Origin of the sequence: Bacillus cereus group sp. N12 (assembly GCF_016483575.1) — a bacterium.
In the GTDB taxonomy this organism is placed as follows: Bacteria; Bacillota; Bacilli; order Bacillales; family Bacillaceae_G; genus Bacillus_A; species Bacillus_A toyonensis.
The window spans coordinates 24,439-46,440 of sequence record NZ_JAEHBO010000029.1 but is presented as its reverse complement, the minus strand read 5'-3'; the positions used below and the strand labels follow the sequence as shown (position 1 = coordinate 46,440).

Genomic DNA, 22,002 nt, shown 5'->3' with positions numbered 1-22,002 from the left:
TTCATTCCCTATTTCTATGATATAAAAAGGAGTGCGAGTAATTTATGAAAGGTATTATTCTAGCTGGAGGTAGTGGAACGAGATTATATCCACTGACACAATCGGTATCAAAGCAATTGTTACCCGTGTACGATAAGCCAATGATTTATTATCCATTATCAGTATTAATGCTTGCTGGTATTCAAGAAATTTTAATTATATCTACACCACAGGATACGCCTCGTTTTAAAGAGCTATTGGGAGATGGTTCACAGTTTGGAATAAAGCTTGAATATGCTGTGCAACCTTCTCCAGATGGCTTAGCTCAGGCATTTATTATTGGAGAAGAGTTTATTGGCGATGACTCTGTAGCTCTTGTTCTTGGTGATAATTTATTCTATGGACATGGTTTAACAAAATTATTACAAAACGCTGTAGAACGTCAAGAAGGGGCAACTGTTTTTGGATATTATGTAAATGATCCAGAACGTTTTGGGGTAGTGGAATTTGATGAAGATGGAAAGGCTATTTCTATTGAAGAGAAACCTCAAGAGCCAAAATCGCATTATGCTGTAACGGGTTTATATTTTTATGACAATCGGGTAGTGGAAATTGCAAAGAATATTAAGCCTTCACCTCGTGGTGAATTGGAAATTACTGATATAAATAAAGTTTATTTGCAATTACAAGAGTTACACGTTGAAATTCTTGGACGTGGTTTTTCTTGGTTGGACTCTGGAACGCACGAGTCATTATTAGAAGCATCTCAATTCATTGAAACAATTGAAAAACGTCAAAGTTTAAAGGTAGCTTGTTTAGAGGAAATAGCGTTTAGAAAAGGATATATTACCCGTGAGCAACTACTTGAATTAGCAGAGCCAATGAAAAAAAATCAATACGGTCAATATTTAATTCGATTGGCAGAACAAAGTAAACAAAAACAACCAATTTATCAATAAAGGAGTACGTATAATGAAGATTGTTGAAACTAAAATTCCTGATGTAGTTATTTTAGAGCCTAAAGTATTTGGCGATCATCGCGGATATTTTATGGAAAGTTATAATAAAGAGATTTTTAATAAGCTTGGTTTAGATTATGAGTTTATTCAGGATAATCAATCTTTATCCGTACCAGCCGGAACATTACGTGGATTACATTTTCAGTTAAATCCTAAAGCACAGACAAAGATAGTACGCTGTATCACAGGTGCTATTTATGATGTAGCTGTTGATATTCGTAAAGGTTCACCTACATATGGCCAATGGATTGGTGTTATTTTAAGTGAACATAATAAGCGCCAATTAGTCGTACCAAAAGGATTTGCACACGGATTTTGTACATTAGTGCCAAATTCGACAGTGGCTTACAAAGTAGATGAATACTATTCTCCTAATCATGATGCAGGTATTCTATGGAATGATCCAGCATTAGGAATCGATTGGCCGGTAAGTGAACCGATTCTTTCAGAAAAGGATACTAAACATCCACTATTAGAAGAAGCAAATATTAATTTTGTGTACGAGAAATAAGGAGGAATAACATGAAAGTATTAGTAACGGGTGGCGCAGGGTTTATTGGAAGTAATTTTGTTCGATATATGGTGAAGAAGTATCCTGAATATAATATTGTAAATTTAGATGCGCTAACATATGCAGGGAATTTAGAGAATCTAAAAGATATTGAAGAATTATCTAATTACAAATTTATCAAAGGCGATATAGCAGATCGTCAGTTTATTAATCAATTATTTAAAGAAGAAAATTTTGATTATGTGTTAAATTTCGCAGCAGAGTCGCATGTTGATAGAAGTATTACAAATCCTGATATCTTTATTCAAACAAACATTCAAGGTACACAAGTATTACTAGATGCTGCTAAAAATGCGGAAGTAAAAAAATACTTGCAAGTTTCAACAGATGAGGTATATGGAACTTTAGGCGAAACTGGTTACTTTACGGAAGAAACACCTTTGGCATCAAATAGTCCGTATAGTTCAAGTAAAGCTGGTGCAGACCTATTAGTTCGTGCTTATCATGAAACGTTTGGTTTACCAGTAAATATTACACGTTGTTCAAATAATTACGGACCATTTCATTTCCCAGAAAAGTTAATTCCTTTAATGATTATTAATGCACTGAATGATAAACAATTACCTGTATATGGTGATGGTTTAAATGTACGTGACTGGTTACATGTGGAAGACCATTGTCAGGCAATCGATTTAGTACTTCATAAAGGAAAAAATGGTGAAGTTTACAATGTTGGTGGAAACAATGAACGTACAAACATTGAAATCGTAAAAACAATCTTAAAAGCATTGGATAAACCAGAATCTCTGATTAAGTATGTTACAGATCGTCCAGGTCATGATCGCCGTTACGCAATTGATGCAACAAAACTCCGTGAAGAATTAGGGTGGTCACCGAAGTACAACTTTGATACTGGTATTGAGCAAACTATTAAATGGTATTTAGAAAATCAAGATTGGTGGAAAAATATTATTTCTGGAGAATACCAAGAATACTTCAAGAATCAATATGCGAATAGATTAGAGGTATAAAACATGAAAGTATTAGTAACAGGGGCTAAAGGTCAATTAGGACAAGATGTATTATGTTTATTAGAAAATCAACAATGGGAAGTTTTTGGATTTGGTAGAGAAGAGCTAGATATTACAAATGAAGAAAAAGTACGTGAAAAAGTACTATCTATAAATCCTGATATTATTATTCATACAGCAGCATATACACAAGTAGATCAAGCTGAGAGCGATGAAGAAACTGCTTTCAAGGTTAATGCTGAAGGTACAAAATATTTAGCGCAAGCTGCCGAAGCAGTGAAAGCAAAGTTTTGTTATGTAAGTACTGATTACGTTTTTGATGGAACGAAAAATGAACCATATAAAGTGGATGATCAAACGAATCCTCAAACTGTATATGGTAGCTCAAAATTAGCTGGAGAACATTATACACAAAAGTACTGTTCAAAAAGTTATATTGTCAGAACGTCTTGGGTATTTGGCTTATACGGTAATAATTTTGTGAAAACGATGTTGCGTTTAGCGGAAGAGAAGACAGAATTAGGAGTTGTTCATGATCAGGTAGGTTCACCAACCTATACACCTGATTTAGCGAGATTTATTATTAATCTTGTGAAAACTGATAAGTATGGCATATATCATGGTTCTAACTCAGGAGTTTGTTCTTGGTATGAATTTGCAAAAGAGATATTCAAGCAATCTAATATTGAAATAGTGGTCAATCCACTAACAACAGAAAACTTTCCAAGGCCTGCTGCACGCCCTAAATACTCAGTGCTGGACAAAGGGATGATTGAAGAAAATGGATTTGAATCATTCCAAGATTGGAAGGAAGCTTTAAAAGATTTTCTCAAGAAGCTATAAGATAGTGGAAGAATGAGTGGTTTACAAATGATTTGTAAATCTGTATAGTTTTATGTGAAATAATAGTAAGTATAAGATTACTGAATTTGTTATTTGAAAGAAGGAAAAATGATGAAGAAAAAGATTCTATTTTGGATTCTAGGTATCATTGGTGTTCTTGTTATTGCTGGTGGTGTATATGCATATACTGTTTACTCTAATGTATCTAATACGTTAAATACAGTTCATAAGCCTTTGGATCGTGATAAGTCTGATAAACGAGATAAGAAAGTAGATGTTTCGGATAATAAACCTATATCTATTTTACTGATGGGTGTAGATCAGGAAGATAATGGGACAGGTAGATCGGATTCACTTATGTTATTTACCTTAAACCCAAAAACAAAATCTATGAAAATTACGAGTATCCCACGAGATTCTTATACGGAGATTGTAGGGAAAGGTAAAAAAGATAAGATCAACCATGCCTATGCTTTTGGTGGTATTGATATGTCTGTAAAAACAGTAGAAAATTTCCTGAATGTACCAGTTGATCATTATATTGAAGTAAATATGGCTGGATTTAGAGATATTGTAGATGCTGTTGGCGGTGTTGATGTAAATAATGATTTAGAGTTTACATCAAGAGATCAACATTTTGCTAAAGGCAATATTCATTTAAATGGTGAAACTGCATTAAAGTATACTCGTATGCGTTACGAGGATCCACGCGGTGACTTCGGTCGTCAAATGCGTCAGCGTCAAGTAATCCAAGCGGTAATTAAAAAGGGCGCAAGTGTATCTTCTCTAGCAAGCTACGGTGATGTATTAAAAGCAATTGAGAAAAACGTAAAAACAAGTTTAACGCAAGAGCAAATGTTTGAGATTCAAAAGAACTATAAAGATTGCATGGAGAACAGTGAAGAGATTCAAATCCCAGGCGACGGCCACAAAGCCGCTGATGGCATTTGGTATTACTATGTTCCAGATGCAGCGAAACAAGATATAACGAATAAGTTAAGAGCGCATCTTGAAGTGACTAAATAATATGTAATAACCCAACTCCTTTGGAAGGAGTTGGGTTTATTTTTGCATGGATTTATATTAATATTATATGTTGTGAGATTAATAGATGAGGTGAATCGATGAATAAGAAAGCAGTACTTGTTCTTGTTGTTTTTGTATTGTTTGTTGCTTCGATTGTGAGCGGTAAATTGTACTGGAATAAGAAAGTTGCAAATGCAACGGGACAGACGAGTGAAGTAACGAAGGCAAAGGCTGAAGTGAAAGATAGCGGAGCGAAGAAAGAAGAGAAAAAAGCAGAGAAAAAGCAAGATGCGAAGTCATCTTTTAATGAAGCATATGCAAAGAATTTGCCAGATGAAGTGAAAGAGAAGTTGCAGAAAGCTGCTAAAGAGAAAAAGGCAGTGAATCTTGTTATTGTTGGTGATGAAGCTTCTTCATCTGAAAAGGATGCTTGGGCAGCTAAGTTAACAGCTAATTTAGAAACTGCTTATGGTAAAGGTTTATGGAATGTGACAGTAAAGGAATATAAGGGTGAAAGTACAGAAGAGTTAATCGCGAATAAGCGTGATAAAGAGATCGCGAAAGAAAAGCCAGATGTGATTTTATTTGAGCCACCATTTATTACTGATAACGGTAAAACTGGTAATGGGAATTCTGTTGCGAGTACACAGAAGTTTGTTCAAGCACTTTCTACTAGTGCAAAAGACGCTACAATTATGATTCAACCATCAAACCCAGTGTATGGTGCGAAAAATTATCCGAAAGCAATTGAGGCATTAAAGCAATTTGCGACGCAAAATGGTTATACATATGTTGATCACTGGGGAGCATGGCCTGATGCAGCAACAAAGGCTATTTTACCGTACTTACAAGAAGAGTTTGGTTTCCCAAGTGCTAAAGGACATGAAGTTTGGGCACAATATGTAACGGATTATTTCGTGGCTAAGTAATGAAAGATACACAAAAGGTATACGAGAAATCGTATGCCTTTTATTTATGTAAGTACGGGGTTACTGTTTAAGCGTAAGGGTTATTTGTTATAGCATAAGTAATTTGCTTGCATTTATACAACACGATCACTCCAAAAATCTGACTTTCCCTTTGAAAAATTTGTTGTCAAATAGTATGATGGTGTAGGAAACGGAGAAAATAACGGAGATATGTGAGTGATTTTATTCCGTTATATTACTTTAAATAGATGTTATTGCGAGGATTTTTATATGGGATTTAAACAAGAAATTAGAAAATTTATTGAAGGAAATAAGCTAGTTCGTACATTGTTAAAAAAGCCTTTAGAATATCGTGCGAATAAGCAATTGCAATTAGTACGAAACAATATTAAACAATATGGAGTAGAGTGTTTACTATTAGTGCAAGAAGCTTTTAAAGAGCATGATCAAGAATTTTGGTTAGATTATGGCACGTTACTTGGCGCTGTGCGAGAAAAAGATTTCATAAGCCATGATTTAGATATGGATATTGGTACTTTTAATATAAGTGAAGAGAAGAAAAGAGCACTAGAGAAAACGTTAAATGATAAAGGTGTTAAGACGTTTAGGGAGTTCACAGTTGATGGTCATGTTGTAGAGCAAACTTTCACTTATAAAGGAACTCATATCGATCTTTTCTATTATTTTTCGGAAGATCCTAATAAAGTATGGTGTTACTTCTTTGAAGGAACTGATGAGATGTCGACGCAGGAAAGAGGAACTGAAAAGATCCTTACAGGATGGAAAACGAAAACAGCAAGTTCTACATTGTTAGGAACGAAATTAATGCCATTCAAGGGCGAAAAATTCCCTGTTCCTTCAAATGTTGAAGAGTATCTTATTGAAAACTATGGTCCTAATTATATGATTAAGGATGAGAATTGGGATTTTGCAAATTCTGCTAGTAATATTAAGGTTGTGACAGCCCATAACGTTGAGGCTATTTATAAATAAAAAGAAGTGCCCCTGTGCAAAATAAGCAGGGGCACTTCTTTTTATTTTAGATGATAGGAGAAATGTAAAACTGTATTTACTGAAATTTTACAACAAATTTACATTGCACCTTATTAGTGATAATATTAATGTTGCGTTCAAATTTTGAATGTATTATCGATGTTATGGGGGACCACAGATGCAACATATGATTGATATATTAGAAATTATTAATAAAGAACCACATTTAAGTCAGAAGAAAATTGCAGAACGTAGTGGGATATCTACCGGAAAAGTGAATTATATTATAAATGATTTGACGAAAAAAAATTATGTTGTTAGTGAAAAAAATGGAAAACATATAAGCTATTATGTGAAAGAACAGGGTCTTAAATTTTTGCAGAGCGAGTTAGCTACAATGCAGCAAAAAAAGATTCGTGTTCATCAGCGAGAGTATAAAAAAGTTAAGCAAGCAGTTATTCTTGCGGCAGGAAATCGTAAGGAATTAGGTAAACCATCTGGGTTATTATCCATTGGTGATAAAATACTTTTAAATCGAAATTTAGAGATATTACACAATAACGGAATTGAAAAAGTTGTTATTGTTTCTGGATATAAAAAAGAAAAATTTGCTTCTTGGAATAAAGAGCAAGGAGTATACTTTGTAGAAAATCCGAAATATAAATGGACAGGCTCTATGGCTTCACTTTCAAGTGTTCAAAGTTTAATTACAGATGATTTTCTATTAATTGAAGATGATATTTTAATAGAAGAAGATGCGATTTCTCAATTGCTACAATATCCGGAACGGGACTGTGTATTGATTACGAATGAAAGTGGTTCTGGTGATGAGGCATTTGTAGAGATTCAAAACGGGAATTTGTATAAAATCTCGAAAGATGTTCATCAATTAAATCGTATTGATGGCGAGATGATTGGAATTTCAAAACTTTCTTATGATGTTTTTCTTAATATGTTGGAGTTGTTTAATCATAATCAAAATCCGTATGTGAATTATGAATATTTACTTCTTGATGTTGCAAGAACATATGATATTGGGCATATCAAATTACAAAATATTGTGTGGGCAGAAATTGATACAAAACAGCAATATGAAGTTGTGAGGAATAAAATTTACCCTCGTTTATTGAGAAAAGAAGCAGAGTTTAAAGAAAAACAAATTAAAGGCCACGTTATGGAGGCTTTAAATATTTCAGAAGATGCTATTACAAATATTCAACCATTTGGTGGTATGACAAATACGAATTTCAAGGTAAGTGTCGGGGATTCAGAATATGTACTTCGTATTCCAGGAAGCGGTACGGAAGAAATGATTAGTCGTCATGATGAAATGGTGAATTCTAATTTGGCAAGTGAGCTAGGAATTGACGCTGAGCTTCTATATTTTAATGAAGAAACAGGTGTGAAGTTAGCAGAGCTTATTTCAAATGCAGAAACATTGAATCCGAAAACGGCGCGACGTAGTGATAACATGCAGTTAACGGCAGCTATTCTGAAGGAATTACATGAATCAAGTGCAGCGATGAGTAATACGTTTAATGTATTTGAGAAAATTGAGCATTATGAAGGTTTATTAAGTAAATCAAATGGTTCAAACTTTGCTGATTATAAAAAGGTAAAGAAGCAAGTTATGCGATTAAAAGCAATGTATGAGAAAATGGATGTTCAGTTAACACCTTGCCATAATGATACTGTTGCTGAAAACTTTGTGAAAAACGGAGAAAACAAGATGTATTTAATCGACTGGGAGTATGGCGGCTTGAATGATCCGATGTGGGATATTGCAGCGCATAGTTTAGAGTGTGAATTCTCAGCTGAAGATGAAGAGTTATTTTTAGATTACTATTTTAATGGAAAAGTAGAAGAAATGCATCGACAAAGAATCTTATTAAATAAAATTTTCCAAGACTTTTTATGGAGTATTTGGACAAAGATTAAAGAAGCAGCGGGTAGTGATTTCGGAACATATGGAATGGATCGATATACGCGGGCAAAAGAAAATTTACAGTTATTTTTAGAGTACTATGGAGGATACCAGTATGAATCGAAAGCAAAGTAGAGGGATTTTTTATGGTGTTTTCTCCGGATTTGCTTGGGCTATAGATACGGTTTTAATTGGAATTATATTATCCTCGACAGTTATGTTGGAAACGGAGCAAGTTATATTCCTTGCGCCGCTTGTTAGCACATTTTTACATGATTTTATGTCGACATTGTGGATGATGGTCTATATGGGACTTAAAGGTCAATTACGAACAGCACTTTCTAAATTAAAAACAAGAAGTGGTCGTTTCGTAATGTTAGGTGCTTTAATGGGCGGACCTTTAGGGATGACTTTTTATGTATTAGCCGTAAAGTATATAGGGGCTTCGTATACGGCAGCAATTTCAGCCATATATCCAGCCGTTGGAGCATTTTTTGCATTTATGTTTTTAAAAGAACGTTTACGCTCTTGGAATTGGTTAGGACTTGTAATAAGCATTAGTAGTATTATTATTCTTGGCTTTACCGGTGATGGATTTGCAACACAAAACTATATGTTAGGTTTTATTTTTGTTTTGATTTGTATTATAGGTTGGGGATTAGAATGTGTTATTTGTGCCTACGGTATGAAGGATGGGGAAGTTTCACCAGAAGAGGCGTTGCAAATTCGCCAACTTGTTTCGTCTGTAACATATGGACTGATCATTTTACCGACATTAGGCGGGCATTTTTTAACGAAAGAAGTTATGGTAAGTAGTGAATTTATCTTAATTATATTTGTGGCGTTAATTGGGACAGCTTCGTACATTTTTTACTATAAAGCAATCCATGAACTGGGCCCAACGAAAGCTATGGGGCTGAATATTACATATTCAGCTTGGGCGATTTGGATTTCTATATTAGTAATGGGAACACCATTTTCTTGGAAATTAATTATTTGTTGTTTATTCATTATTGTAGGTGCTGTTTTAACAGTCGCGGATGCAAATGAATTTATTAAGAGAAAGAAATATAGAGGAGAGGTAGCATGAGAGCGATTTTATTAGCAGCTGGTATGGGGACACGCTTGCGCCCATTAACATTAACGAAACCAAAGTCATTAGTAGAGGTAAACGGGAAACCGATGCTAGAACGACAAATTGAATATTTACAAGAAATTGGTATAGATGAAATTATTGTTGTTACTGGATATTTATCGGGAAAATTTAATTATCTTGTTGATAAATATGAAAATATACGTCTTGTATATAACGATAAATATAATGTGTACAACAATATTTATACGATGTATGTAGTGCGTGAATATTTGGCAGATGCGTATGTGGTAGATGCTGATGTGTATTTACATCGTAATATATTTATTAAAAAACCAGAGTCATCTTTATACTTTAGTGCAAGGAAAGAAGATTTCCGCAATGAATGGATTATTAAGCATGATGAAAGCAAGAAAGTGTACGATATTGAAATTGGTGACGGTCATGATGATTACATTTTATGTGGCCTTTCCTATTGGTGTAAGGACGATGCGGATTATATCGTAAAAGAGTTAGAAAAAGCAGTGGAGCAAGAAGACTTTAGTGAGCTGTATTGGGATAATATTGTGAAAGATAATATTGGTCATCTGAATGTTCATTTATATGAAATTGATAGCAATGACAGCTTTGAAATAGATTCTGTCGAGGATTTAGAGAAGGTTGAAGAGAAGCTTGCCACTTTAAGAAGTTAGTTGTCGTTACGGTTCACATTATATTATTTTAAATGAGTGTTTATGGTAAAATATAGGTAAGCATAAAATGTATGAGAGAAACTATATATTTGTTGTATTGAGTATAGTAGGAGGAATAACATGAGTTCAATTTTGGTTTGTGGCGGAGCTGGCTACATCGGTTCACACGCTGTGAAAAAATTAGTAGATGAAGGTTTATCCGTAGTAGTAGTGGATAACTTACAAACAGGTCATGAAGATGCCATTACAGAAGGCGCAAAGTTTTATAAAGGAGACCTTCGTGATAAAAGTTTCTTAAGAGACGTCTTTACACAAGAAAATATTGACGCGGTTATGCATTTCGCGGCTGATTCTTTAGTTGGTGTTAGTATGGAGAAACCTCTTCAATATTATAACAACAACGTGTATGGTGCACTTTGCTTATTAGAAGTAATGGACGAGTTTAAAGTAGATAAGTTCATTTTCTCTTCTACTGCGGCAACTTACGGCGAAGTAGATGTGGATCTTATTACTGAGGAAACTGTAACAAATCCAACGAATACGTATGGCGAGACAAAATTAGCAATTGAAAAAATGCTTCATTGGTATAGCCAAGCGTCTAACTTAAAATATAAGGTCTTCAGATACTTTAACGTGGCTGGTGCAACTCCAAATGGTATTATTGGGGAAGATCATCGCCCAGAGACGCATTTAATTCCTCTTGTATTGCAAGTGGCGTTAGGTCAACGTGAGAAGATTATGATGTTTGGTGAAGATTATAATACACCAGATGGTACTTGTATTCGTGATTATATTCATGTTGAAGATTTAGTAGCAGCTCATTTCTTAGGGCTTAAAGACCTACAAAACGGCGGAGAAAGTGATTTCTATAACTTAGGAAACGGTAATGGTTTCAGTGTAAAAGAAATCGTTGATGCAGTTCGTGAAGTTACAAATCATGAAATTCCTGCTGAGGTAGCACCGCGTCGTGTGGGAGATCCAGCACGTTTAGTTGCTTCTTCTCAGAAGGCGAAAGAGAAGTTAGGATGGGATCCTAAGTATGTAAATGTGAAAACAATCATTGAGCATGCTTGGAATTGGCATCAAAAACAACCGAATGGATATGCTAAGTAAATATAATAAGTGAAAGAGAGGGTATTGTCGTTCAACATATGTTCGACAATATCCTCTCTTTTTTTGTATGATTTTTGCTATACTAAACTGTACTATAATACAGGATGGAAGGAGGATAAGGATGAAAATACTTGTAGTTGATGATGAATCGAGTATTCGTAATTTGATTCGAATGCAGTTAGAGATGGAAGGATATGAAGTATTAGTAGCGGCTGATGGTAGAGAAGCGCTAGAAAAGTGGAATGAAGGACCGGATGTATTGATTTTGGATGTTATGCTTCCAGATACAGATGGGTATGAGTTACTTCGCTTGTTCCGTGAGAAGGATAGAGATATTCCAGTACTCATGTTAACTGCAAAGAGTCAGATGAATGATAAATTGCTCGGCTTGCAACTCGGTGCGGATGATTATGTAACGAAGCCTTTCAATTATGCGGAGCTCATTCTTCGTGTGAAGAATATGAGTCGGCGTGTGAAGAAGGAAGAGGTTACGGCAAGCCACGAAGTAATTCGAGCTGGAAAGTTAATAATTTGTCCTAAGGAAAGAAAATTACATGTTAGTGGACAAGAGATTCAGTTAACGTACCGAGAATTTAATTTATGTCAGCTGTTTGTTTCAAATCCACAGCGTGTATTTATGAGAGATGAGTTACTCGAGAAAGTGTGGGGCTTTGAGTATATCGGAAATACGAGAGCGGTTGATATTATGGTGCAAAGATTACGTAAGAAGCTTGGTACGAGCGGAGAATATATTAAAACAATTTATGGCGTTGGCTATAAGCTGGATTGTTAAGTGGTGATGATATGTCGTTAAAACGGAATATGGTATTTGGAATAGTTGGATTGTTGATTCCAATTCTTTTTCTTTTGTATACGGTTGTTTATATTTCACTAGAGAAGAATATGTATCATAATGCAGCAGATTCTCTTGAGAAGTTAAGTGTAGAGGCACAAATTTATACGATGAATTATTTAGAGAAAGAAGCAGAAATCGAGACGTTAGGTCCGAATTCGCTTTTAATTGCTTCGTACTTAGCGAAGCGGATGGATGTCCGTGTACAGATGATAGGAAAGAATGGAGATGTTGTTGCAGATACACAAAAAGGAGCGTTACTTCATCGAAATATTGATATTGAGAGTTCTTTGAAGGGTAAGAAAGCTTATGTTTTTGCGGAAGGAGAGCCAGCACCCATTCTTTTGTTTTCAAGCCCGGTTTATTATGGAAACGATGTCATTGGGAGTATTCGTTTTATAGATGAGTTAACGGGTGAGAAGGAAGTTTTAACAAATGTGAGCTGGACTTTTTTAATGACATCTCTTTGTTTAGTGGCTGCAGGTATTTTCTTTGCGGTTCGTTTAGCTAGGTCTCTTCATAGGCCAATTGATCAGTTGAGACAAATGGCAAAGCGGCTTGCGAATGGCGATTATGAAAGTAAGATTGAGCTAAATGAGTATGTGGAAATTGCACAGCTTTCAGCATCCTTTAATGCGATGGCTGATGGAATTGAACTGCATATTAAGCAATTGAAGGAAGAAAAAGAGAAACAGAAAGATTTCTTGGACCGTATTACGCATGAGTTGAAGACACCACTTACGGCAATTATCGGTTATGTTGATTTAATTCCGAAGTTACACTCGAAGGAAGATGTGCAAGAGAGTCTCCGGTATGTAGCTGTAGAAAGTGAGCGTCTATTATCACTTGTAGAGGAATTACTTAAGTCTTCAAAGTACGGGACGAGTACGTTTGAAGTGTCACCTACAGTTGTGAATATAAAAGAATTAGCAGAAGAAGCAGTTTCAATTGTGAAACCTCGTCTGCAGCAATTTGAGATTGAAGTGATAAATGAGTTAACGGATGTACATGTCGTTGCGGATTTTGATAAGACGAAGCAAATCTTTTTAAATGTACTTGATAATGCAATTAAATATAGTGATGCTACGCAAATTCGCATGAATGTAATTGTAAGTGAGCATGAGGCGAAGGTTTTTGTTCATGATGATGGTATCGGTATAGATGAGGATGTACTTGCCGAGTGGAATGGGTCTCCAGGAGGGAAAATGCTTCCTTCTAGTTATGGGAACGGCTATGGTTTGTATATTTGTCAGGAGATTATGAATAAGCAAGGCGGAAGTATGCGAATTGAGAGCAGTGAAGAGATTGGTACTACGATATTTATTACATTTTTGCTTCCAAGACGAATGGAAGACATAAAAAACTTGAAAGCGGTTAAATGATACATTTATGAAACAATTATGCGGTATTTTCGAAACAACGTTTTTTTATCTTGGAGGTAGGCAGAAATGAAAAGGCTATCATTTCAAATTCTTATGTTTGTCTTTTGTATCATTGTTTCTCTTGTTTTGTTTTATGTTGTGGAGAAACAAACATATAATCGAATCACAATTGTGAATGACAAACAAGCCGTTTTACAAAGAGTGAACGAATCTCTTCCAATTGAAGTGAAAGTAAGACATGAAAAGTGGGGAGAAATTGTTGTAACGGATGAAGTTCGTTTACATACAATTGTTTCATTCTTTGACCGAATTCGAATAGAACCGAGAGAGGCAGAGAGCCAAGAACAAGTATTTACTGGAGAAGTAACGTACTTGAATGGACATAAGCGTACTTTTGCAGTAGGTGACTTGTTCCAGTATGAGGCGAACGTATACGGGAAGAAGGGCACTGATCCGATGATCTCGGCATTTCAAACGTATTTGTTAAGCCTGTATTACACGCCAGAGCGTATTAGTGATTTCTTCGCTTCAGCAAAGGATGTCATAGTACGTCAAGGGAATGTAGTACGTACTATCAATCTTACGCACATGCTTGATTCTATTCGGTACGCAAAACAAATTACAGATTACGGAGAAATTCAGAAATTATTACAATCACAGAATGAACCGATTGCTTATATTACAGCTTATAAATCAGGTAAGCATGTAAAGAATGAGCGTGAAGATATTCTTACGATTTCTGTATATCCATCGTACTTTGTTGTGCAATACCTCGGTGATAATAACGGGAATGTCATGTATATGAAAGGCTCTCTAGCAGAGTTATTCGTAAAGGAGAATGCGTCATGAGAAAGATAGCCTTTTTCTTCTTTTTGCTAGTAATTGGAGGAGCGATGTCTAGTTGCTCTCGAGATACAACCTCTATTAAATATAATAAAAGTGGTCTCCCTATTTTGGATGATCGTCATCTTGTTGCATATGTAGCGGCCCGTGAGGAAGTTGGTGAGGCATTGCTTTCATCATTTTGTAAACCGCGTGGATGTACGTATGAATTTATTCGTCTTTCGACAGAAGAACTTCTTCGAAGAGTGGAAGAAGAAGCTGGAAATCCGAAAGCGGATATTATTATTGGCGGTACAGTAGATGCACATCAAATGATGAAGCAAAAAGATCTGTCTATTCCTGTGACGAGCCAGCATGCGAATCGTATTTCAAAAACTGTTAAAGATAAAGATGGTTATTGGTACGGTTACGAAGTAGAGAAATTGGCAATCGCAATTAATAAAGAGCGGTGGAACGAAGAAATAGCACCGCTTGGCCTACCGTATCCATCCAGGTGGCAAGATTTATTAAACTCTGCGTACACAGGAAAGATTGTTATGCCAGATCCAAATGTTTCGGGTACTGCATATACGTTTTTTCAATCACTTATTGATACTTTAGGTGAAGAGGAAGCGAAGGCGTATGTGAAGCATCTTGCAGGACAGGTTGGAGAAGTAACAGTGAATGGTTACATACCAGCAGAACTTGTGGCAAGTGGTGAATATATGATAGGCATCAATTTTATGGGAGATCAGAGAATGCTTCAAAAACGAGGCTTTCCTATTTTAAGTAACGAACCTGAGCAAACAGGTTTGTCTGTCAATGCGATTTCGAAACTAAAACGTGCACCGAGTGGTATTATTGCGGATTTATTTATTGATTATTGTTTATCAGAAGAAGCGGGTCACATTTTAGAAAAAGTTTCGTTTGGCGTACCAACGATGTTTGCGAAGAATGAGAAAGAAATAGAAGGACAGCCGGTTAGAAGGGCGAACCAAAATATATCAAATAGTGGAATAATCGAGATATGGAATAGACAGCGTCTCTCTCAAAAGTGAGAAAAGGAGACGAGTGTATATGTTTAAATGGCTTAAGCCAGCACCTGCAATTGAGAGATTACCAGCGGATATGATCGCGAAAGTATATACGTTACTACGTATTCGTGTGCTAATCGGAATCTCTGTTGGATATGCTGCTTATTATTTAGTACGCAGTAACTTTACGTTATCAAGTACGTATTTAGTACAAGAATATGGTTTTAGTACAGCTGAAATTGGACTACTAGGTTCAGTAATGGCGATTGTTTATGGGTTTAGTAAGTTCTTTATGGGGAATTTATCAGATAAAGCTTTTGCCCAGCGCTTTATCGCAGTCGGATTATTCTTATCAGGGCTTGTAAATATTTGTTTCGGGTTTGCATCTTCATTTGGAATGATTGTTACATTACTTGTCCTCAACGGTATTGTACAAGGTATGGGAGCACCACCTTGTAGTATCGTTATGACGAAATGGTTCTCAAAGAAAGAACGCGGTACGAAAACAGGTATTTGGAATATTTCACATAACGTTGGCGGAATGCTTGTGCCACCACTTGTCGGAATTGGTGTAGGTATTTTCGGTGAAAGTCATTGGCAAGGCGGCGTGTTTATTTTCCCAGCGATTATCGCAATGGTAATTTCAGTTCTTGTTTGGATCAATGCGAAGGATACACCAGAGTCTGAAGGTCTTCCTCCAATTGATGAGTATCGTAATGACTATGAAAATCTTGAAAAAGCAGATAATGCTAACAAGATGTCACCAAAAGAGATTTTAATGAAATATGTAGTAAAAAATAAATTTGTATGGTTCTTATGTATTGCGAATGCATTTGTTTATTTAATTCGTTTCGGTGTTATTAACTGGGTTCCACTTTATTTAACGACAGTTAAAGGTTTTTCAAAAAATGAAGCACATGCAGCATATGCAATCTTTGAAGGTATGGCAATTCCAAGTTCATTAATCGTTGGTCTTTTAAGTGATAAATTATTTAAAGGGAAACGTATGCCATTGTGTATTATTAGTATGGTTGGAGTTGTTATTGGTACGTTTGTATATTGGCAAGCAACTAGCGTACTTGTTGTAAGTATTGCAGTTTCTATTATCGGATGTTTAATTTACGTACCACAGTTCTTAATCGGTTTAAGTGCGATGGAATTAGTACCGAAATTTGCGGTAGGTACGACAGTTGGTATGTGTGGTCTGTTCGGTTATGTGGGCGGAAGTCTTGTAGCAAACGCAGCAATTGGTGTTATTGTTGATCGTTCTGGCTGGGATGGTTGCTTTATCTTACTATTAACAGGTGCGATTTTATCAACAGTCTTCTTGTTCATCGTTCAACGTGGACATGAGAGAAAAGATCCTAAAGCGGCGTAATATTTTGTTTGAAAAGCTATTCAATTTTTATATTGGATAGCTTTTTCTATATAATATAATATTTCCTTAAATCTATCTTAAAAGACAAGATGTCATATTTCTAATCATTGGAATTTTTGTTACAATATAAATGGATGTGTAAAACTCTGTAAAAATAATGTAATAATATGTAATATATTTTCAGAAAGTTTTATACAATTTTTTATATTAAACTATTAAGTTATAAAGGGAGAGAGAATATGTTACCAAATACGGTTCGTACTCCAAATAAGAAGAAAAAATGGATTATTATCGGAGTTATTGCACTAATTGTTATTGTAGCAGCAGTTAATATTTTTATTATGCAAGGTAAGAAGAAGGGCGCATCAACAACGGCTGATGCTGTAAGTTTTGAGAAAGTGACAGAGCGTAAGCTGAATAATACGAAGTTAGTTTCTGGTCAGGTGAAGCCTGGGAATATTGAAAGTTTCTATGCGGATCCGGCCAAAGGAAAAGTGAAAGATATTGAGGTAAAAGAGGGACAAGAGGTAGAGAAAGGTACGAAGTTATTCTCTTATGATAATGAAGAGATTAATCTTCAAATGAAGCAAGCTGAGCTTGATCAGAAGATGGCAGATATGCGTTATGATCAAGGGAAAAAGAAGATTGATTCGCTTAAGAAAGAAATTAAGAAGGTGAAAGATAGCGGAGCTGGGAAAGAAGTAACAGATCCGATGGAAGAGCAAGTAAGTGAGTTAGAAATAGCGCAAAAAACAACTGATCTTGAGAAAGAGAAAGGGAAGTTACAGAAAGAAGAGTTAAATAAAAAGCAGAAAGAGCTTACGATTTATAGTAATTTTGCTGGTGTTGTTCAAAAGTTAGATAAAGATGCGGCGCAAAGTTCATCTCAAGCGTTAGGTGGACAAGGGAAGGCATTTTTACAAGTTGCTTCTAAAGACCCGTTCCAAGTTCAAGGGACTTTAACAGAGCTTCAGAAGTCACAAATCCAAAAGGATCAAACATTCACTGTAACTGCGAAAGCAAATAATAAGAAGAAGTGGACAGGTAAGATTACAGAGGTAAGTGAATTCCCAACGAGTGCAGAGATGGGTCAAGCTGGTGGTGTAGGTGAAGCAACTCAAAATATGTCCCAATATACATATAAAGCAAGTCTTGATAGCCAAGACGGTTTATCTCCAGGTTACCATGTTTCATTACAAGTAAACTTAGAGAATAAGACGATGATTGCTGTTCCAAGTAAGAGCATTGTAGAAAAAGACGATGATGCATTTGTTTATATCGAAGAAAAAGGAAAGCTTCGTAAACAAAATGTGAAAAAAGGTGCTACTGATGGAGATTGGACAGAGATTACTGAAGGCGTAACAGTGGGGCAAAAGGTGGTTAAAAATCCTTCCGACAACGTGTATGACGGAATGGAAGTGAAAGAGAAATGATTACGCTAAATAATATTGCTAAGACGTATTATCAAGGGAAGCTTGCGGTACCGATTTTGCATGGTATTAGTTTAACGATTCAGAGTGGTGAGTTTGTTTCGATTATGGGGCCTTCTGGTTCCGGTAAGTCAACGCTTATGAACATTATTGGTTGTTTAGATCGTCCAACAGAAGGCGAATATATGCTGAATGATGTGAATATCTTAACAGCAGACGAGTCAAAGCTCGCTTTAATTCGTAATGAATATATCGGCTTTGTATTCCAACATTTTAATTTACTGCCGCGTCTCTCTGCGGTGGAAAATGTTGAACTTCCGCTCGTATACGGTGGCGTGAAGAAAGCAGAACGTCGTAAGCGTGCCTTAGAGGCGTTAGGTAAAGTTGGATTAGCGGACCGCGTACATCATTTACCGAATGAATTATCAGGTGGACAGAAGCAACGTGTAGCGATTGCAAGGGCAATTGCGAATAACCCAACGTTCATTATGGCCGATGAGCCGACTGGTGCGCTAGATACGAAGTCTGGTGAGCAAGTTATGGATATTTTTACGAAGCTTAATGCAGAAGGTACGACAATTGTTATGGTTACGCATGAAGAGGAAGTAGCGGCTTATTCGTCTCGCCGCATTGTACTGCGAGACGGGAAAGTTACAGAAGATAGAAGGTGTGCAGTATGAGTTTACTAGATAGTATGAAAATTGCCTTATCGTCTATTTTAGCTCATAAACTACGCTCGGCTTTGACGATGCTTGGGATTATTATCGGTGTAGGCTCTATTATTACCGTCGTTGCGATTGGGCAAGGCGGGGAAGCGGCATTGAAATCTCAATTTGTTGGATCAGGTAATCAAACGGTTCCGATTCATTATAGTGCTGATATGAATGATCCTTTTGGTATGGGGATGGTAGAAGCACCGAAAATAACTGAAGAAGATATTTTTGAAATTAAAAAAATTCCAGAAATCTCACATGTTGTAACAACAAATTCAAGTATGGAACCACTTGATATTGAAGATAAAGTAGAAATGGTGAGTATTACTGGATTAGACAGTGAGTATTTTTCAGTAAATAAAGTAAAGTTGTTAAAGGGACGTTCTTTACAAGAATCAGATGTGGATCAAGGTAATAACGTTGTCATGATTAGTAAACAAATGGAGGAAAAGGTATTTAAGGATGCCAATCCAGTCGGTAAAATTATTGAAATGAAGGGTCAACCGATGCAAATTATCGGTGTCTACAAATCAGATAACGAGTTTATGGGAATGGGACCATCAGAAGCATTAATTCCAATTTCATTATGGCCGACACTGTATGGAAAAGATGAAATTCAAAATATTTCTGTTCAAGCAAAAAATGTAGATAACTTAGAAAAAGCAGGTAAAAAAGCTGCAGATGTCTTAAACAGTCGTAAACCGAGTGATGCAACTGGTAAATACGAAGTTATGAATTTAAAAGAACTTCAAGAAGGTATTTCAAAGATGACCGGTATTATGACAATGATCATCGGCGGTATCGCTGGTATTTCACTAGTCGTTGGTGGTATTGGTGTTATGAACATTATGCTCGTATCTGTAACAGAACGTACGCGCGAAATTGGAGTACGTAAAGCACTTGGAGCGACGCGTAGTAAAATTTTATTACAGTTTTTAATTGAAGCAGTTATGTTGACGCTTCTAGGTGGTTTAATCGGAATTGGTCTTGGCTATGGCGGGGCATATATCGTTTCCACATTTGCGAAGTGGCCACCGCTCGTTTCATGGGAAGTTGTCGTTGGAGGAGTACTATTCTCTATGACACTTGGTATTGTTTTTGGATTAATTCCAGCAAACAAAGCTGCGAAATTAGATCCAATTGAAGCATTACGTTATGAGTAATTAATAGTGTAGTAGAACTACACATTACCGTTCTAGTGGGCGGTTCGTAGCCTCTTACAATGAGGAAGTGAACCGCCCGTTAGAACGGGTTATATAAATAGAAGGAGGCGTTATAATGGAAGCGGATTTGAATACGCAAAAGGTTGGCGGAGAGAAGCCATCATTATTTGGAATGATTACTTCTCCTGGTTTACAGTTTGAGAGAATGAAGGCGAGCGAGAAAGTTTGGGGTATGTTCTTTTTAGTTGCGTTGTTACAAGGGCTTGTAGGTGGTTTGACAACATATGTTGTGAACACGTCACCTGAAATGGTTAAAATGCAGAAAGAATTAGGTGAACTTGCTGGTAAGGGTTCAATAACATCAGAAGTTATTTATGGAATTGGATCTGGTTTTGTTGGAGCGATGATTGGAGCGCTATTTGTCGCAGCTATTTATAAAGTATTTATGATGTTCTTTGGAAATGATACGTCTTATAAGAAGTTATTAACGATTGTTGTATATACTAATATTATTCTTATTATTGGTGGACTTATTAATGGTATTATAGCCCTAATTTTAGATGGTGGAGCAACCCAGTATACAAGTTTAGGACCATTATTTGATCAAGGTTCACTTGCATATGGAATAGGTAATACAATTGAATTGTTCTATTTATGGAATTTAGTTTTAATTTGGTTAGGATTACAAGTTACAGCTGGATTAAGTAAAGTGAAAGCAGCTATTCCAATTATTGTTTTATTCATTATTAAAGCGGCATTCTTAGCTGCATTTGTTGTGTTAATGGCAAAAATATTACCAAATATTCCTGTATAATATGATCTGACAAAAAAGGTGGCTCTCTAGAGTCACCTTTTTTATTTTTGCCCTTACTTCAAATACCACCAACAAAATTTCAAATACTGCCTAGTGTAATTTCAAATTCCTTCGGTAGTATTTGAAATTACTCACAGTGAAGTCTCTTCTTTATTTTTATATTGTAAAGGTACCGCGGAATAACAAAGAGGTATACCTTTTAGAAATAGGTACTATGTGAAGCCAGCCACTTTTACAGAGACGGTTGTTTTGTATGAAGGAATGATTATAAATCAAATAAAGAAGTTAAGTATTTATCAAGATCATGAAGAGTATTATCAATGTGGTTTAATCGGTCTTTGGTATGCGTATGAAAGATATGAGGAGGGGAAAGGAAGTTTTCCTGCTTATGCGGTGATAACGGTACGTGGTTATATATTGGAAAGACTAAAGAAAGAATGCGTAATGCAGGAGAGGTATGTGTGCGTCGGAGAGTACGATGAACAATTTGAGTCTGAAGAAACGGGAATGAGAGCACAGGATTTTATGAGTGTGTTAAATAAGAGGGAGAGACACATTATTTCGGAACGATTTTTTGTAGGGAAAAAGATGGGAGAAATAGCCTGTGAAATGGGAATGACATATTATCAGGTGAGGTGGATATACCGGCAGGCACTTGAGAAAATGCGAGATAGTGTAAAGGGATAAAGAGAATAAGTAGAATGGAAGATAAGAGAAAGATCACCTTCCATTCTATTTGTTTTAAGATAGTAAATGTGGCATGAGGTTTTATGAGTGTAGTGAATCTTGCATGTTCATTTGGGATAAAACATATCCAGCTTTCCATAATTGCTGACTTAACTTATGGGAACTAATTTGTATCGTTACGGTAAATCCGTTTGAGAAAAAAATTTTAGCTTTTTTAGTTTTTTTGAAAAACTCTATTGTATGGATATGCTTGTAGAACAACCAAATACAGTTTGGAGAAGCAGGAGATTCTGTTGGAAAAGCGCAAATATATTCCTTATGATTAATTGGAATCGGAACGTTTTGTTTGAATTTAAAGTTTGCTTGGACTGCATTACGTCTGCCCTGATAAGTAGAATAAACATCTGTTAGACAAGATTTCTGTATGAGCTGGAGAGCGGTTTGGCGGGAGTAAAGGTGCTTCCCGCTACTGTCGATAATTTTTGTACGGTAAGAGGGGTGCTTACATGGCTCTAACATCATTGTAGAACTAGAAATAAAAATATCATTTTCATTGTTCATTAGTATAATGCC

The 22,002-nt window shown here is 35.9% G+C and carries 22 protein-coding genes; 21 read left to right on the top strand and 1 reads right to left on the bottom strand.

All coding sequences use genetic code 11. The features are described from left to right. Window positions 1–44 precede the first annotated feature (44 nt). From rfbA to JDS92_RS15150, 21 genes are all read left to right on the top strand, one after another. On the top strand, window positions 45–938 hold the full coding sequence (rfbA, locus tag JDS92_RS15250) for a glucose-1-phosphate thymidylyltransferase RfbA (RefSeq protein WP_199632114.1): 894 nt from the start codon (window positions 45–47) through the stop codon (window positions 936–938). A 13-nt stretch (window positions 939–951) separates the two neighbouring features. Then, the gene (rfbC, locus tag JDS92_RS15245; protein WP_000706202.1) at window positions 952–1,509 is read left to right on the top strand and encodes a dTDP-4-dehydrorhamnose 3,5-epimerase; all 558 of its coding nucleotides are present in this window, start codon (window positions 952–954) and stop codon (window positions 1,507–1,509) included. Between the two features lie 11 nt (window positions 1,510–1,520). Next, window positions 1,521–2,540, top strand: coding sequence for a dTDP-glucose 4,6-dehydratase (gene rfbB, locus JDS92_RS15240; RefSeq protein WP_000866930.1), 1,020 nt, complete (start codon window positions 1,521–1,523; stop codon window positions 2,538–2,540). Between the two features lie 3 nt (window positions 2,541–2,543). Continuing rightward, entirely contained in the window at window positions 2,544–3,383 is an 840-nt protein-coding gene (gene rfbD / locus JDS92_RS15235; RefSeq protein WP_106080685.1) for a dTDP-4-dehydrorhamnose reductase, read from the top strand. 111 nt (window positions 3,384–3,494) lie between these two features. Beyond that, complete coding sequence (gene tagU, locus JDS92_RS15230; RefSeq protein WP_199632113.1) at window positions 3,495–4,409, top strand: polyisoprenyl-teichoic acid--peptidoglycan teichoic acid transferase TagU; 915 nt, start codon at window positions 3,495–3,497, stop codon at window positions 4,407–4,409. 98 nt (window positions 4,410–4,507) lie between these two features. Beyond that, a complete protein-coding gene (locus tag JDS92_RS15225; protein WP_199632112.1) occupies window positions 4,508–5,338 on the top strand; it encodes an SGNH/GDSL hydrolase family protein in 831 nt (276 codons plus the stop codon). 270 nt (window positions 5,339–5,608) lie between these two features. Next, window positions 5,609–6,331 (top strand): LicD family protein, encoded by a 723-nt coding sequence (locus JDS92_RS15220; RefSeq protein ID WP_199632111.1) that lies wholly within the window; start codon window positions 5,609–5,611, stop codon window positions 6,329–6,331. 178 nt (window positions 6,332–6,509) lie between these two features. Then, entirely contained in the window at window positions 6,510–8,390 is a 1,881-nt protein-coding gene (locus tag JDS92_RS15215; RefSeq protein WP_199632110.1) for a phosphocholine cytidylyltransferase/choline kinase family protein, read from the top strand. Next, a complete protein-coding gene (locus tag JDS92_RS15210; protein ID WP_001080586.1) occupies window positions 8,371–9,345 on the top strand; it encodes a DMT family transporter in 975 nt (324 codons plus the stop codon). The genes JDS92_RS15215 and JDS92_RS15210 overlap by 20 nt, the downstream gene beginning before the upstream one ends. After that, window positions 9,342–10,040, top strand: a complete 699-nt coding sequence (locus JDS92_RS15205) for a sugar phosphate nucleotidyltransferase (protein WP_199632109.1) — start codon at window positions 9,342–9,344, stop codon at window positions 10,038–10,040. The genes JDS92_RS15210 and JDS92_RS15205 overlap by 4 nt, the downstream gene beginning before the upstream one ends. Before the next feature lie 120 nt (window positions 10,041–10,160). Next, complete coding sequence (galE, locus tag JDS92_RS15200) at window positions 10,161–11,153, top strand: UDP-glucose 4-epimerase GalE (protein ID WP_199632108.1); 993 nt, start codon at window positions 10,161–10,163, stop codon at window positions 11,151–11,153. Window positions 11,154–11,274: 121 nt separating this feature from the next. Next, entirely contained in the window at window positions 11,275–11,946 is a 672-nt protein-coding gene (locus JDS92_RS15195) for a response regulator transcription factor (RefSeq protein ID WP_199632107.1), read from the top strand. Window positions 11,947–11,957: 11 nt separating this feature from the next. Next, window positions 11,958–13,388 carry a sensor histidine kinase gene (locus tag JDS92_RS15190; RefSeq protein WP_000054070.1) on the top strand — a complete coding sequence of 477 codons (1,431 nt, stop codon included), beginning with the start codon at window positions 11,958–11,960 and terminating at the stop codon, window positions 13,386–13,388. A gap of 66 nt (window positions 13,389–13,454) precedes the next feature. Further along, on the top strand, window positions 13,455–14,237 hold the full coding sequence (locus JDS92_RS15185; RefSeq protein ID WP_000826601.1) for a DUF3919 family protein: 783 nt from the start codon (window positions 13,455–13,457) through the stop codon (window positions 14,235–14,237). Continuing rightward, window positions 14,234–15,268, top strand: a complete 1,035-nt coding sequence (locus JDS92_RS15180) for an ABC transporter substrate-binding protein (RefSeq protein WP_098912472.1) — start codon at window positions 14,234–14,236, stop codon at window positions 15,266–15,268. The genes JDS92_RS15185 and JDS92_RS15180 overlap by 4 nt, the downstream gene beginning before the upstream one ends. A 19-nt stretch (window positions 15,269–15,287) precedes the next feature. Then, window positions 15,288–16,622 carry an MFS transporter gene (pgtP, locus tag JDS92_RS15175; RefSeq protein ID WP_000477572.1) on the top strand — a complete coding sequence of 445 codons (1,335 nt, stop codon included), beginning with the start codon at window positions 15,288–15,290 and terminating at the stop codon, window positions 16,620–16,622. Between the two features lie 239 nt (window positions 16,623–16,861). Next, window positions 16,862–18,055 (top strand): efflux RND transporter periplasmic adaptor subunit, encoded by a 1,194-nt coding sequence (locus tag JDS92_RS15170; RefSeq protein WP_000937338.1) that lies wholly within the window; start codon window positions 16,862–16,864, stop codon window positions 18,053–18,055. Continuing rightward, on the top strand, window positions 18,052–18,732 hold the full coding sequence (locus JDS92_RS15165) for an ABC transporter ATP-binding protein (RefSeq protein ID WP_000631624.1): 681 nt from the start codon (window positions 18,052–18,054) through the stop codon (window positions 18,730–18,732). Before JDS92_RS15170 ends, JDS92_RS15165 begins: the two co-directional genes overlap by 4 nt. Then, window positions 18,729–19,928 carry an ABC transporter permease gene (locus JDS92_RS15160; RefSeq protein ID WP_000054399.1) on the top strand — a complete coding sequence of 400 codons (1,200 nt, stop codon included), beginning with the start codon at window positions 18,729–18,731 and terminating at the stop codon, window positions 19,926–19,928. Before JDS92_RS15165 ends, JDS92_RS15160 begins: the two co-directional genes overlap by 4 nt. Before the next feature lie 115 nt (window positions 19,929–20,043). After that, window positions 20,044–20,742, top strand: a complete 699-nt coding sequence (gene yknW, locus JDS92_RS15155) for a YknW family membrane protein (RefSeq protein ID WP_199632106.1) — start codon at window positions 20,044–20,046, stop codon at window positions 20,740–20,742. A gap of 216 nt (window positions 20,743–20,958) precedes the next feature. Next, window positions 20,959–21,429: a sigma-70 family RNA polymerase sigma factor gene (locus tag JDS92_RS15150; protein WP_199632105.1), complete on the top strand. Its 471-nt coding sequence runs from the start codon at window positions 20,959–20,961 to the stop codon at window positions 21,427–21,429. A gap of 81 nt (window positions 21,430–21,510) precedes the next feature. On the opposite strand, the gene JDS92_RS15145 is transcribed toward JDS92_RS15150, so the two are convergent. Further along, window positions 21,511–21,990 (bottom strand): competence protein ComK, encoded by a 480-nt coding sequence (locus tag JDS92_RS15145; RefSeq protein WP_001058457.1) that lies wholly within the window; start codon window positions 21,988–21,990, stop codon window positions 21,511–21,513. Window positions 21,991–22,002 lie beyond the last annotated feature (12 nt).